The sequence below is a fragment of the Streptomyces sp. NPDC051243 genome (assembly GCF_044455405.1).
Classification (GTDB): domain Bacteria; phylum Actinomycetota; class Actinomycetes; order Streptomycetales; family Streptomycetaceae; genus Streptomyces.
Genome location: NZ_JBITES010000013.1, coordinates 58,916 through 72,549, shown reverse-complemented (window position 1 = coordinate 72,549; position 13,634 = coordinate 58,916). Strand labels below are relative to the sequence as shown.

At 72.0% G+C, this 13,634-nt stretch carries 11 protein-coding genes; 3 read left to right on the top strand and 8 right to left on the bottom strand.

Features of this window, described 5'->3' with window-relative positions; genetic code table 11:
- Positions 1–46: 46 nt before the first annotated feature.
- Positions 47–991 (bottom strand): lysylphosphatidylglycerol synthase domain-containing protein, encoded by a 945-nt coding sequence (locus tag ACIBAG_RS30970; RefSeq protein WP_399109541.1) that lies wholly within the window; start codon positions 989–991, stop codon positions 47–49.
- Positions 988–2,484, bottom strand: a complete 1,497-nt coding sequence (locus ACIBAG_RS30965; RefSeq protein ID WP_399109540.1) for a hypothetical protein — start codon at positions 2,482–2,484, stop codon at positions 988–990. Before ACIBAG_RS30965 ends, ACIBAG_RS30970 begins: the two co-directional genes overlap by 4 nt.
- Before the next feature lie 211 nt (positions 2,485–2,695).
- Between ACIBAG_RS30965 and ACIBAG_RS30960 the strand changes: the two genes are divergently transcribed.
- Together ACIBAG_RS30960 and ACIBAG_RS30955 are read left to right on the top strand one after the other, a co-directional pair.
- Positions 2,696–3,376: a nucleoside/nucleotide kinase family protein gene (locus ACIBAG_RS30960; RefSeq protein ID WP_399109538.1), complete on the top strand. Its 681-nt coding sequence runs from the start codon at positions 2,696–2,698 to the stop codon at positions 3,374–3,376.
- Between the two features lie 4 nt (positions 3,377–3,380).
- Complete coding sequence (locus ACIBAG_RS30955) at positions 3,381–3,986, top strand: hypothetical protein (RefSeq protein WP_399109536.1); 606 nt, start codon at positions 3,381–3,383, stop codon at positions 3,984–3,986.
- Positions 3,987–3,997: 11 nt separating this feature from the next.
- Here the strand turns inward: ACIBAG_RS30955 and ACIBAG_RS30950 are convergent, their stop codons facing one another.
- The 6 genes from ACIBAG_RS30950 to ACIBAG_RS30925 form a co-directional block, all read right to left on the bottom strand.
- Entirely contained in the window at positions 3,998–5,830 is a 1,833-nt protein-coding gene (locus ACIBAG_RS30950) for a hypothetical protein (protein ID WP_399109535.1), read from the bottom strand.
- 71 nt (positions 5,831–5,901) lie between these two features.
- On the bottom strand, positions 5,902–7,620 hold the full coding sequence (locus tag ACIBAG_RS30945) for a hypothetical protein (protein WP_399109533.1): 1,719 nt from the start codon (positions 7,618–7,620) through the stop codon (positions 5,902–5,904).
- Between the two features lie 2 nt (positions 7,621–7,622).
- The gene (locus ACIBAG_RS30940) at positions 7,623–8,525 is read right to left on the bottom strand and encodes a carbohydrate ABC transporter permease (RefSeq protein ID WP_399109532.1); all 903 of its coding nucleotides are present in this window, start codon (positions 8,523–8,525) and stop codon (positions 7,623–7,625) included.
- Complete coding sequence (locus tag ACIBAG_RS30935) at positions 8,522–9,433, bottom strand: carbohydrate ABC transporter permease (RefSeq protein ID WP_399109530.1); 912 nt, start codon at positions 9,431–9,433, stop codon at positions 8,522–8,524. The genes ACIBAG_RS30940 and ACIBAG_RS30935 overlap by 4 nt, the downstream gene beginning before the upstream one ends.
- Positions 9,434–9,556: 123 nt before the next feature.
- Complete coding sequence (locus tag ACIBAG_RS30930; protein WP_399109528.1) at positions 9,557–10,879, bottom strand: extracellular solute-binding protein; 1,323 nt, start codon at positions 10,877–10,879, stop codon at positions 9,557–9,559.
- A gap of 274 nt (positions 10,880–11,153) precedes the next feature.
- The gene (locus ACIBAG_RS30925; RefSeq protein WP_399109526.1) at positions 11,154–12,275 is read right to left on the bottom strand and encodes an ROK family transcriptional regulator; all 1,122 of its coding nucleotides are present in this window, start codon (positions 12,273–12,275) and stop codon (positions 11,154–11,156) included.
- A 331-nt stretch (positions 12,276–12,606) separates the two neighbouring features.
- Between ACIBAG_RS30925 and ACIBAG_RS30920 the strand changes: the two genes are divergently transcribed.
- Positions 12,607–13,515 carry a BadF/BadG/BcrA/BcrD ATPase family protein gene (locus ACIBAG_RS30920; protein WP_399109524.1) on the top strand — a complete coding sequence of 303 codons (909 nt, stop codon included), beginning with the start codon at positions 12,607–12,609 and terminating at the stop codon, positions 13,513–13,515.
- Positions 13,516–13,634 lie beyond the last annotated feature (119 nt).

The window sequence follows — 13,634 nt, the reverse complement described above, 5'->3', positions numbered from 1 at the left end:
ACCGGACTCCTACCTGAACCGGCCGACCGGGAAACCCACTTGGCGCTCACAGCGCCCGGCGCCGGACGAGCACCCCGAGCACCACCAGCCCCGGAAGGAGCGGCAGCCACACCGTCAGCAGCCGATAGCCGAGCACGGCCGATGCGGCCACCGCAGCCGGAGCGCCGACGGCGGTGAGGGCGAACGCCAGCACCGCGTCGAGGGAGCCCAGTCCGCCGGGCGTGGGCAGCAGGGCGGCCGCCGTACTGGCGGCGAGGTAGAGGAGCGCCACCCGGGCCGGTGGGAGGGGCAGGGCGACCGCCCGGGTGACGGCGACGAGCACGCCGCAGTGCAGCGTCACGAAGGCCAGCGAGCCGCCCCACAGGGCCGCCGCCCTCGCCGGCCGCGCGTGCACGGCCGCGACGTACGCCCGCAGCGCCGTCAGGGCCCGCCGGCACCGGGCCCACAGCGGGCCGGCCACCAGGGCCGCGACGCCGACGGCCACGGCGCACACGGCGACCAGGTGTCCGCCGCCGACCTGCGGGAGGCGCAGCACACCGGGGCAGGACGCGACGAGTACGGCGATCAGCGCGCCGCGCACGATCACGCCGACCGTGCCCTTGACCGCGAGGGCCGCGGCCGCCCCGGCGACGGGTATGCCGCAGCGCATCAGCAAGCGCAGGTTCACCGCGCCCGCGCCTAGTCCGGCGGGCAGCACATGGTTGGCGGCGGAGGCGGCGAACTGCCCCGCGACCAACTGCGCGGGAGGCAGCCGACGGGGCACCGCGCCCTGCAGCGCGAGGGCCGAGCAGGGCCACGTCGCCAGGGTCGCCGCCGCGGCCACGAGCAGCCAGCCGTGGTCGGCGACGGCCAGCCGCACCGCACCGGATTCGAGGGCCGGCCAGTGGCGCCTCGCCAGCCAGACCACGGCCACCAGGACGGTCAGCGTGAGAGCGATGTGCCAGTAGGTGCGTGCGCGCCGGGACGTGGCGAGGAGCTGATCAGACGTCATGCCCGTCCGCCCGCGCCCGGCATCGGGGCGATGCGGACCTCCAGGCCGTCGAGTCGGTGGCGCTCCCAGTCCCGGGCGTACCCGGGCGGCTTTCCACCGGGGGCGGTCAGGGCGCCGACCGGGATACGGCGGGTGTTCCGCAGGATCTCGGCCGTCGTGGTGTTGGCGTTGTGGCCGCGGGTCGCGCCGGACGCGCAGCCGGTGTAGTAGGCGACGGGGATGGCCTCGTGCCCGGTGAGCAGACAGGGCGGGCGTACGCCGAGGCGGTGGAGTTCGTCGGCCGAGCGTGCCCAGGCCTGACGGTTGGCGGTGCTGCGGTCCACGGTGCGGTCCAGGACGGCGTACTGCACGGCCAGATGCCCGCCCAGCCCGACCGCGATCAGGGCGGCGACCGCCGGGCGCCACCGGCCGTTCGGCCTTCTGGCCAGGTGGAGCAACGCGTCCGCGACCGGGATGGCGAGCAGCGCGTAGGCGGGCAGGAGGAAGCGGGGCGCCGCGTAGCCGATCATGAACAGGTACGGGAAGGCGGCCGTCGCGGCGCACACCAGCGGGACCAGGGTGCGGGTGGTGCGTCCGGCCAGGGCCGCGACCGCCAGACCGTAGACGGCGAGCAGGGGCAGGACGAACCACCAGACGTAGACGACCGGGGCGGGCATCCCACCGTCGCAGGGCCGGCACAGGGTACTGCCGACCAGGCTGCGCAGCTGGTCGTCGACGGCGAGGTTCCAGCCCAGGTCGCCCTGGATACGGGAGGCCTGGTTCAGCCGCTCCCGCAGACCTCCGTAGCTGACGAAGGCCTCGATCACCCACTGCACGCCCCCGGCCACCAGGCCCGCCGCCAGGGCGACCCCGAGCCACCGGTGCCGTGCCGCGACCGCCAGGACGAGCAGGGGCAGCACGATCCACGCGGCGTCGGTGGGCCGCATCCACGCCATCACCGCGGCACCGGCCAGGACGCCCCACAGGGCCCGCCCGTCGAAGCGGTCGGCGCGGGCGCGCAGGAAGCAGCCGACGCAGAGCAGGGCGCCGAACGCCACCCAGAGATTGGGCATGGCCTGCGGGCCGTAGAAGAGGGTCACCCACAAGGAGGCGAACAGGGCGCCCGCGCCGGCCAGGACGGCGGGCGGGAACAGTCCGCGCCAGGCACGCAGGACGAGGTAGAGGGCGAGTCCGGACATGACGGCCAGCCAGACGCGCAGCAGGGTCGTGGACGACGACCAGGAGGCGACGGGCCACACCAGCAAAGGCACGCCACGCGCGCGTGGAGCGCTGAAGAAGGCGGCCGGGGCCTCGCTCCCGACCTGGCTGACGTACACCACCTCGTCCCAGCCGAGGCCCATCGAGGGCCGTACCAGGAGGAGTTGGGCGAGGGTGAAGACGCCGCCCACCGCGGCCAGCAGGCCGTCGCCGCGCGCTCGCCAGGACCCGCCGGGCACGGTCGCCGCAAAGCGCCGCTCCATGCTCATGAGCACGGGCTTCGTGCCGTGGGTCATCATCCACCCCTTAACCCTGCAAGGTCAGAAATCACAGACAAACTAACCTGCATGGGGAGATCACGCAGCGCGGAGTTCGGCCAGGCGCCTGATGCGGGCCGGTCCCGCGCTCACCGAGGGGGCGCCGGCCGCGCGGGCTCGAGTGGTGTCCGGGCGTCAGCCGGCCGGGACGGCCGGAATTCGTCGCCGCCCAGGTGACACACTCTGCTGTGTGACCCTGACCTTCGACGATCTCCTCAGCCGCGCCCGGTCCCTACCCCGGGACGGCCGCCGTGCCGTCCTCGGTATCGCCGGCAGCCCCGGCGCGGGCAAGACGACGCTGGCCGAGCACCTCGTGCGGGAGCTGAACGGAGCCGGGGAGCCCTGGGTCGCCCATGTGCCCATGGACGGCTTCCATCTCGCCGATGCCGAGCTGGACCGGCTGGGCCGCCGGGACCGCAAGGGCGCGCCGGACACCTTCGACGCGGCGGGGTACGCGGCGCTGCTGCGGCGGCTGCACGCGGAGGCCGACGACGACATCGTGTACGCGCCCGGCTTCGAGCGGGTCCTGGAGCAGCCGATCGCGGGCGCCGTTCCGGTGGAGCCGACGGCCCGGCTGATCGTGACCGAGGGCAACTACCTGCTGCTGGACACGGGCGCGTGGGCACGGGTGCGTCCGCAGCTGGACGAGGTGTGGTTCTGCGAGCTCGAGGAGGACGAGCGGCTCCGGCGGCTGATCGCCCGGCACGAGCGGTTCGGCAAGTCGCACGGCGAGGCGGTGGCCTGGGTGATGCGCTCGGACCAGCGCAACGCGGAGCTGGTCGGCGCGAGCCGGGACCGAGCCGACCTGGTGGTGCCGGGCACTGCCCTGCCCCTCCCGCAGGAGGCGCCGGCCGCCCGTGCCGGAGCCTGACCGTATGGGGCTGGACATCACGGTTGTGGTCGTGGACTGGGAGCGGCTGGAGTCGACTCCCGTGGGTGAGCGGCTCCCCGCGCTGGAGGACGCCGCGTATCCCGACATCGACCTCGACCTGGACGCGGCGCCCGAAGCCGGGTGGGTGTGGCCGGCGGTACCGGGTCCGCGCTGGTGCGGCCGGTACGCGTTCCACTGCACCAGCGGCTCGTACAAGCCGCACTTCTGGGCCGGAGAGGGCTGGGAGGCCGTACGGGACTTCGCCGTTCCCGCGCTGCGGGAGAGCCTCGACGGGTTCATGCGGGGCCTGTTCTGGCACGACGAGTCCGCGCCGGCACCGCTCGACGGCCTCCTGCACGGCGATCCCGGCCCCCGGCGGCCCGGCCTGCTCGTCGCGTGCCCGCCGAGGGCGGTGGCGGAGCTGGCCGAGCGGTGGGCCACCGCCGAACCGCTGTTGGAGGGGCTGCGCGAGGCGTACGACGTCCAGGCCGCGCGTCCCGGCGGGTGGATCGAGGACTTCGACGCGTTCGCCGTGCTGCTGCGCGAGTGGGCGGCGGTGGTGGGCGAGGCCGAGCGGCGGGGTTGGGGGCTGCTCGGCCTGCCGTGGTGAGCGCGAGCCCCTTACACGGCCAGCACCGTCAGCTCCGGCTCCCCGTGCGCATCGCCCGCCGACTCGCCGATCACGGCGGTGAACGCCTCGGTGCGGACCGTCAGCGCCGAACCGTCGTGCGTGAACGTGGGCACGAACTCGCCCGTCCGTCCGTAGCGTACGGCGAAGACGTGCAGGTCCTCCGGAGCGCCGGGGGCCGGTTCGGCCTCCAGGGCGGTGGAGCTGACCAGGTGCCGCCAGCCCTCGTCGGGATTGCCGTAGCCGCGCGGGTCGGCCGCCAGGGCGAAGGCCGCCTCTTCCTGGGTCCGCTCGGCGCGGGCGTCGAAGTGGTCCACGCCGTCCGCCTCCGGATGGGTGAGCCGGAGTTCGCCCGCCGAAGTGACCCGGCCCTCCGCGGTCCGGCGCACCCGGTCGCCGTCGTCCGTTGCGTAGGGCAGTCCGGCGAGCAGGTACGGCGTTCCGGGGAGCCGTTCCACCGCGACGGTCGTCCAGAGGCTGGTGCCGTCGGAGACGTACAGGGACCGCACATGACGCAGGACATGGTCGCGGCCGACGACCGGCTTGGTGACCAGCTTGGCCACCAGGCCCTCGGCGCGGACGTCCCGGACCCGTACCTCGCCCATGGGGCGGCAGTACAGGAAGCCGTCCGTCACCGGGCCGAAGCCGTGCTGCCGGTTCACCGCGGCCGGGAGGTAGTACGTGCCCCCGGCCTCGACCAGCGACGGGGTCATCCGGCTGTCGAAGGCCACCGAGACCGTGCCGGCGCGGAGTTGGTGGCGGGCCGGGGTCGTGGACGGTGTGCGGTGCCAGCGAGTGGTGTCCTGGACCTGCCAGACCAGCATCCACGCGAAGTGACCGTCGACGCCGCCGTCCGCCTTGACCGCGTGCCGGCCCCACCGGGTGTCGCCCCGGTAGCGGCCGAGGTCGGACCCGATCCGGGCGCTGAAGTAGCGCAGGCCAAGCACCGACTCGAAACCGCTGTGCTGCTCGCTGTAGCGCGGTCCGCCGTTGTCGAAGCCGCCGGTGGTCAGGCGGGCGTCGACGTAGCGGGCGAGCGCGTCGCCGTCCTCGGCGAAGATCTCCTCGCCGCTGATCCGGTGGGCCTGGGCGAGGAAGGACAGGGAGATCGGGCCGTAGTTGTTGTCGTACGCGCCCCCGTGCTCGGGAGGCAGCAGTGCGCCACGGTCCGCGACACGGTGGGCCCTGATCTCGTCGGCGTACACGGCGATCGCGCGCGAACGCACCTGCGCGCCCTGCTCCGGCGGGAGATGACGGGCGAGCATCAGCCCGCCGACGACGCAGCCGATGGCCTGGTTGCCCGCCTCCTGCGGGTTGAAGAAGGTCGCCTCGGTGAGCCAGCGCCAGTAGCCGTGCGCCACCTCGACGAGCTCGGCGCGCTGCCCGTCCTCGACGAGCCCCTCGGCCAGGTCCAGCATGTTCACCGCCTGAAGCAGCGCCCACACCGTGCTGGGCCAGTCCCCGATGGGGTGCGCGCCCGCGGCGAGGGTGTAACGGGCGTACGGCAGACCGGAGTCGCGCACCTTCAGGTTCGGGTAACCGGGGTTGTCCTCGGTGTACACCCGCTCGCGCAGATGGAAGGCGAGGCTGCGGCGCACCGCCTCCGGCAGCCGGGGGTCCTTGCCGCGCTGCCAGGCGAGGGCGAGGAGCGAGGTGATGCCGAGGGAGGTGTCACCGATGTCGTCCACGCAGTCGGGGTGTTCGAGGTTGCCCTCCGGCGTGAGCCGGGCCAGGGCCTCCTCGGCGACACCGGCGAGGACGGCGTCGTAGGCCTCCGGGGTGTCGGGGAGGTCGTGCAGGGCGCCGAGCTGGCGAGGGAGATGCACGGGAGGGGGCGTGAGGTGCACGGGGATCAGCCCTTCATGCCTGGGGGGGGCCATGGCGTGGTTCGTCGGGGTCACATGACGGGTGCGGGACGGCGGGCACGCAGTGCGAGGGTCAGTGTCTGCGGTCCGTGCCCACCGAGGTAGACGCGGTTTCCGGTCGTCGCGTCGGTGCCGCCCGCCACGGTGTAGTCCTGCCCGGGGTCGTACCGCAGTACGTCGCTCCGGTCCGGCCCGACCAGCGGTTCGCCCGTCTCGACGGCGGCCTCGACCCGGATCTCGTCGTCGCCGACGCGGTAGGTCATCGTCTCGGTCGTCATGCACCAGCGTCCGTCGCCGAGCGGTACGGCGCCCTGCGGCTCGCCGCCCGGCTGGAAGGTGAGTTCGAGGGACCAGGGCACCGGTGGTCCGCTGATGTCGATCCGCAGCTCGGCGCCGTCCTCCCGCAGGTCCACCTCGACGCGGATCGTGTGGGACAACTCGTCCTGCGGCCGGTCCGGGAAGGCCATCGCTGCGGAGAAGCGGCCCTCGTCCACCAGGCGGTAGGCGCCGTCGTCGCGCCTCTGGTCCTTCGGGAGCGGCTGGTAGTAGGCGGCTGCGAGGGTTTGGGTGAGGCGGTACCGGTTGTCGGCGAGCCGTTCCATGTCGGCGGCGCGGAACGGGCCCAGGTCGAAGAACACCCGCGAGAGACGGACCGCGTCGAGGACGGCGTCACCGGCGAACAGGCGCAGAAAGGTGGGGTTGCAGGCGAGGCCCGAGCGGATGCGCCGGTGCTCGGGCACGTCGGAGCCGCCGTACACCACGGTGTGCGCGGTGGCCGAGGCGTGTGCGGCGAGGCGTGCGGTGGGGAGGTACCGCTCGCGCGGCAGCTTCTCCGCGTCCGGGGCCGGCAGGGCGCGGCACAGATCCGGGGTGAGGAGGGTCTGGGCGAGCAGGTCGGGGTCGTCGATGCCGTCGGCGGCCGCCAGGCGGGCCGCGCGGGCGAAGTCGCCCCGGCCGGTGCGGATCGCGAGCAGCCGGTAGTGCGGCAGGTAGGGCCACAGCGGGAACGAGAGCTTCTGGTCCTGGCGGCGCGAGTGGACGGTCTCCACCGTGCCGTCCGGCCTGATCAGGTCCAGGGTCGTGGCGAGGTTGCGTTCGACGGCGTCCAGCAGGTCGGTACGCCCGAGCACCTCGGCCAGCAACAGCAGCGCCGGGTTGGTCACGAGGGACGCGTAGACGGCACTGCGTTCCGAGTACAGGCCCTCCGCGTCGATGTCGACGCCCTCGGCGAGCCACTCCTCGACGCGGTCGAGCAGCCGGTCGTCCGGGAACGACCGGTGCAGCCGGGCGAGCGCCGCGCTCAGCTCCCAGCGGTGGTTCGGGGTGTGCACCCCACCGCTCAGGAGACTGCCGGTGGCGGCGCCGGCGATCTCGGCGAGCGCGGCCGTCACCTCGCCCAGTTCCGGTCCCGCGTCGGCGGCGAGGACGTACGCGTCGCACACGTCGTTGACGGTGAACGCGGAGTCGGGCGGTGACTGGACGTTGTCGCCGCCGGCGAAGAGGCCGGAGGGCGTCTGCACGGCCCGCAGGGCGCGGAGGTGGGTCATCGCGGCGGCGACCGCCTGTCCGCTGCCGTGCAGTGCCGAGTCGGGGGAACGGTATGCCGCTGTCAGGGTTTTCACCCGCCGCGCCAGACCACGGTGCGGCACGCCGGCGGGTTCCACGTCCGGGTCGGCCGCCAGCGGGGCCGCCGTCCGGTCGGCGGCGCGTGCCGCCGACCGGACGAACTCGTGGTCGAGCGGGTGGGGCAAGGTCAGTCCTTCAGTCCGGCGTTGATGTCGGCGTTCATGACGTACTTCTGGAACACCAGGAAGACGACGATCAGCGGGATCATGGAGATGACCGATCCGCCGAGCAGCACCGACCAGTTGATGTTCTGCGCCCCGACGAGGCTCTGGATGCCGATCTGCACGGTGAACTTCTCGGGGTCGTTGAGCATCAGCAGCGGCCAGATGTAGTCGTTCCACCGCCACTGGAACGACAGGATGGCGAGCGTCAGCATGATGGGCCGGGAGATCGGCACCATGATCCTCAGGAAGATCGACAGCTCACGCGCGCCGTCGATGCGGGCGGCCTCGATGAGCTCGTCGGGGACCGTCAGGAAGAACTGGCGGAACATGAAGCAGCCGGTCGCGGTGAGCAGGGCCGGGAGGATGATGCCGGCGAGCGAGTTGTAGAGGCCGAGGTCGCGGACCACCAGGAACAGCGGGGCGAGCATGACCTCGCCCGGCAGCATCGTGGTGGCCAGGATGCCGACGAAGAAGGCCTTGAGCCATTTGTTGTCGTACTTGGCCAGCGCGTAGCCCGTACAGCAGCTGACTCCCACCGTGAGGATCGTCGCGATCACGCACACGATGGTCGTGTTGATGAAGTACTGGGAGAAGTTGGCGCTCTCCCACGCCGCCTTGTAACCCGACACGGTGGGGTTGTCCGGGAACAGCGTCAGCGGAAGGGAGAACAGGTCTCCCGCAGGCTTGAACGAGCTGAGGACGAACCACAGCACCGGCACCGCGTAGAGGGCCGCCAGGACCCACAGCAGTGTCGTCGCGGGCACCGCGCGCCGGAGCCCACCACTGCGCCCGCTGCGGGGCCCCTTCTTGGAGACGGCGCGTACGGAATCGGCGTCGACCTTGCGCGGCATGTCTGTGGTTGTCATCGGTTCTCCACCCGCCGGTTGACGACCAGCTGGACGATCGCGACGGCCATCAGGATGAGCATGAGCACGAACGACGCGGCGCTCGCGTAGCCGATCTGGCCCGTTTTGAAGCCGGTCTGGTAGATGTACTGGACAAGCAGGTTGTTCGACGTTCCGGGGCCGCCGTTGTTGAGGGAGGCGAACAGCGGATATTCCTTCATCGCGTGGATCGTGTTGAGCAGGATGACGATGAAGGACGTGGGCGCGATGCTCGGCAGCGTGATGCTCATGAACTGGCGCCACGGACCGGCGCCGTCGAGCGCGGCCGCCTCGTAGTACGACTGCGGCACGTTCTTGATCGCCGCGATGAACAGCAGCATGGAGAAGCCCGTCCAGGCCCAGGACGCCGCCACGACCACCACTATCAGCGACAGGTCCGCGTTCGACTGCCATGGAACGGCACTTCCGCCGAGCTTCTCGATGAGGTAGTTGACCAGTCCGAAGTTCTCACCGAACAGCCACCGCCACAGGACACCCACGACGATGGGCGACAGCAGCCACGGGATGAAGAAGAAGACGCGGGCGACCGACACGCCCTTGGCGTGCCTGCTCACCAGCACATTCGCGATGAGCAGCGAGAACACGAAGTTCAGCGGAACGAAGAGCACGGTGTACAGCAGCGTCCGGGTCAGCGCGTCGTAGAAGGTGGAGTCCCCCACGAGGTTGCTGTAGTTGTCCAGTCCGACGAACTGGAACGCCCCCACGCCCGTGTAGTTCGTGAAGGAGTAGACGAGCCCGATCACCGCAGGCCAGACGAAGAACAGCGCGAAGAGCACGACGTTGGCCGCGATGAGGACGAGCGGCGCGAGGGTGTACTTGCTGCGTCTCCTGGGCGGGCTCACGTTCACGTCCGAGGCGCGTTTTGTCATCTTCCTGACTCCGTGCTGGTGGATGGGATTGCCGAGGGCTCAGGCCATGAGCCCTGCAACACGTGGGCTCCCGGGGCCGGGCGGCGGGGACGAGCCCCGCCGCCCGGGTCTGCCGGCCTGCGCTCAGCCGCCGACCTGCTGGTTGTAGCCGTCCACGATGTTCTGCAGGGCCTTGTCGGCCGACTGCTGGCCGTTGATCGCCTTGCCGAGCTCCGTCTTGGTCGGGTCCTCGGTGAGGCTCTTGCCCTTCAGCACCCAGTTCGCCTGCGCGCTGTTGAAGTAGCCGGAGATCGGGTCGTAGAGCGGGATCGACTCGTTGTAGAGCTTGAACGCCGCCTGCGCCGCCTCCGACTTGAAGGGGTACTCCGGGTTCAGACCGGTCTCGACGGGCAGGAACCCGGACGCCTCACACAGCTCGCGGTAGTGGTCCGGCTCGTACAGCCAGGAGAGGAACTTGTTCGCGGCGGTGGCCGCGTCGGCGTTGTTGTTGAACCCGACGACCATGCCGCCGCTGTTGACGTCGCTGGCCTGCACCGGCTCGGCGGGGGTCGGGACGCTCGCCCACTCGAACTTCTTGATGCTCTCCGCGAAGGCGGCGACCTGCCACACGCCGGACCAGTAGGCGACCACGTCGCCGCTCTGGAACATGGCCGACGGGTCGGCGCCGCTCGTCCACACCGACTTCGGCATGGTCTTGTCGTCGTTGAGTCCGACGAAGTAGTTCACGGCCTTCTTGGTCGCCGCGTCCGCCGAGAACTTGCCGGAGTCGTCCGCGTGGACGTACTTCCCGCCCATCTCGTACACCATGGCGCGCAGCCGGGACGGCGACTGGTCGAACGTCAGGGAGTACTTGGCGTCGGTCTTCTCCCGGACCTCGTCCGCCGCCTTGATGAATTCCTTCCAGGTCCAGGTCTTCTCGGGCGAGGTCGGGTAGGAGACGCCGGCCTTCTCGAACAGCGACTTGTTGATGAACATGCCGGACGCGGTGATGTCCGAGGGGATGGACAGCACCTTCCCGGACGAGTCCTTGGCGACGAAGTTGCCGTTGATCCTGTTGGTCTTGTCGTTGGCGATGGAGCTGAGGTCGATCAGCTTGTTCGACCAGATCGGGTCCAGCGCGGGCACGGCCGCCACGTCGGGCAGCGAGTTCGCCTGCGCGGCGTTGTGCAGCTTGGTCGTGTAGCCGTCGTAGGGAATGTTGACGAGCTTGACGTCGACGCCGGCTTCCTTCTTGTACTGCGCCACCATCTTCTTCCAGCCCGCGTCCTGCCCCGGAACCGTGGAGATCCAGAACGTCAGCGACTTGGAGGTCCCGCCCGACTCGGAACCCGACCCGCAGGCGGAGAGCAGCAGGGCACCTGCCGTGGCCACGGCAGCGAGGGGAACCAGGCGGCGCGTACCGCCGCGGCCGAGTCGGCGGGAGCGCCGCACACCCACAGTGGTCATCTTCGATCCCATTTCGTGGTAGGGGACGGAGCACGGCGCCGACCGAGGCGGCACGGGTGCATCTTGCAGGAAGGTTCGCTTTCCGAGGGCGCGGCCTCGCCCGGCCGCGTCATCCTGACGGACGAGGGTCCCCGGCCGCTGTGGCCGCCGCCGCACAAGCACGCCCTGGTGCGGTTGCCGTACGTCGAGTACGGGCGGGACGCTCGCCCAAGCCGGCGTCCCGACCGACTTAGAAAGCGCTTGTCCGGACATTGGCAGAAGCGGGTGGAGTCCGTCAATGCCTCACCTCGACCGCTCCGGTCACGGTTTGGATTCCACGTGCCACGGCCAGCCGGGTGGCCCCCACGACGGTGCCACTGTCGCCGAGAGCGCTGCTGACGACCTCGCAGGGCCAGCTCAGCCGGGCGAGCTCGGCCCGCACGCCCGACTGGAGCTGCGGGTTCGAGCCGACGGCGCCGCCGAGCACGATCAGGCCGGGATCCAGCACGGCGGCCACGGCGGCGGCGAGGCGCCCGATGTCGACGGCGTGCCGGCCGACCACGGCGCCGGCCGTGGCGTGGCCCTCATCGGCGAGGGCGAAGAGCCGCTCGGCGGTGTCGGGGCACGGTCCGTCGGCGTCCTGCCAGGCGTCGGCCGTGCGCCGGAGCAGGGAGCGGACGCCTATGTGCTCCTCCAGGGCCTCATGTCGCGGCTCACGGCTCTCGTCCCAGGGGAAGGGCAGCCGGGCGACCTCACCGGCCGCTCCGTTGGCGCCGCGCAGCACCTGGCCGCCGACGACGATGCCCAGACCGATACCGACGCCGATCCGCAGGTAGCCGAACGTCCCGCGGCCGCGGGCCGCGCCCTCGTGCAGTTCGGCGAGGGCGGCGCAGTTGACGTTGTTCTCCAGGTGGACGGGGACGCCGGGGGGCAGTGCGACGGTCATGGCGTCGAAGACGGGGCCGGCCTTGGCGGTCGCGGGCCGCTCGCCGGTGCCCTGCGGGTCCCGGACGGTGACGTCGCCGACGGCGACCACTACGGCGCGCAGGGGGGCGTTCGCGGGCAGCGCGCCGAGTGCCTTGCGCACGGTGTCGGCGGCCTCCGTCCGCGAGCCGGTGCCCTGCGCGAGCGGGGTGCCGTCCAGGGCGCAGCCGTGCACCCGGGTCTCGGCGGGGCCGAGGTCGACGGCGAGTACGGCGCCGGACGCGGGCCCGAGCCGGTAGACGGCGGCGGAGCGTCCGGTGGCGCCGGAGGCGGTGCCGGAGTGGGCGGCGAGGCCGACGGCCTCGAGCTCGGCCACGGCGGCGGAGACGGTCGGCTTGGACAGGCCCGCACCGGCCGCCAGCTGCGGGCGGGTGGCGGTGCCCGCCGCGGCCAGCACCGCGAACACCGCTCGCGCGCTCTCGCTCAGGTCCATGGTCTCCCCAGGTCGTGCTGCGACGGACGTACCGCCGAAATGAGACGGACGTACCGCCGAAATGATCGTCGGGCACCGGGAATTCCGCGGCCCTTGACGCACCCTACTTCGTTAGTTAACTTCCTAACGAACTCCAGCGGTACTCGCCTGCCGCACACATTCCGAAGCCCGTCCCGGGGCTTCCCGACGACCGCCGGCGCGGGTCCACGCCGCTCGTTCGCGACGTGGGCACGGCCGCTCAGCGGCACCTGTCGCAAGGTGCCCGCATCCCGCCCGTGCAGGCACGGTTCGCCCGCCGTCGCAGCTCAAGCGCACCGACGAAAGAGGATCCGTGCAGGACACCCCCCACTCGGCCACGGTCGTTGTCGGCATCGACGTGGGCGGCACCAAGACGCATCTTCGCGCCTACGCCGAGGACACCCTGGTCGCCGATCACGTCCGGACGAGCAGCGGCTGGCGGCCGCACGACCCCGTGACCGCCGCCGGCTGGCTCGCCACCCTGGTCGCCGGCGCCCTGCCGAAGGGCGTCCGCCCGTCCGCCCTCGCGGTGGGCGGGCACGCCTGTGAAACCCCTCGCCAGTGCGACCAGATCCGCACCGCTCTCCAACTCCATTTCGACACGCCCGCGTCGGTGGTGGGCGACGCCGAACTGCTCGTCCCCGCCGCCGGGTTGGACAAGGGGGTCGGCCTGGTCGCCGGCACCGGTTCGGTCGCGGTCGGCCGGCTGGCCGACGGCACGCCGGTCCAGGTCGGCGGCTGGGGCGCGGTCCTCGGCGACGAGGGCGGCTCCGCGGGGCTCGTCCGCGAGTCCGCGCGGGCCGTGTGGGCGGCGCACGACCGCGGCGAGGAACCCGACGCGCTGGCCCGCGGGCTCGTCGACGCCTTCGGTGTCGACGAGGTGCCCGCGCTCGGCGCGGCGCTGGAGGGTGCCACGGACATCTCCGCCGAGTGGGGCCGGCACGCGCCGGTCGTGTTCGCTGCCGCCGAGGCCGGTTCGGCGCTCGCGCGTGCGGTGATCGCCGAGGGCGGCCGTTCGCTGGCCGCGCTCGTGGCGCGGCTCGCCGCGCGCGGAGTCGCGGTGGACGACGTCGTCGTCGCGGGCAGCACGGTCCTGGCCCAGCCCGTCCTGTACGACGCCTTCACCTCCGCCCTCGCCGAGAGGGTGCCCGGGGCACGGGCCCAGCCGCTCCAACTCCCTCCGGTGGAGGGGGCGGTGACCATCGCCCGTTCACTTGGGTGACACCTGCCGGACGCCGGGCCATCCCGAGTCCGACACAACTCGCCCGTAGATCTTCGCTCGTACGACTCGGCCTCAAGCGCTTACCCACGCCTCTGCGCCTCCGCGCACCCGCTGTCTCC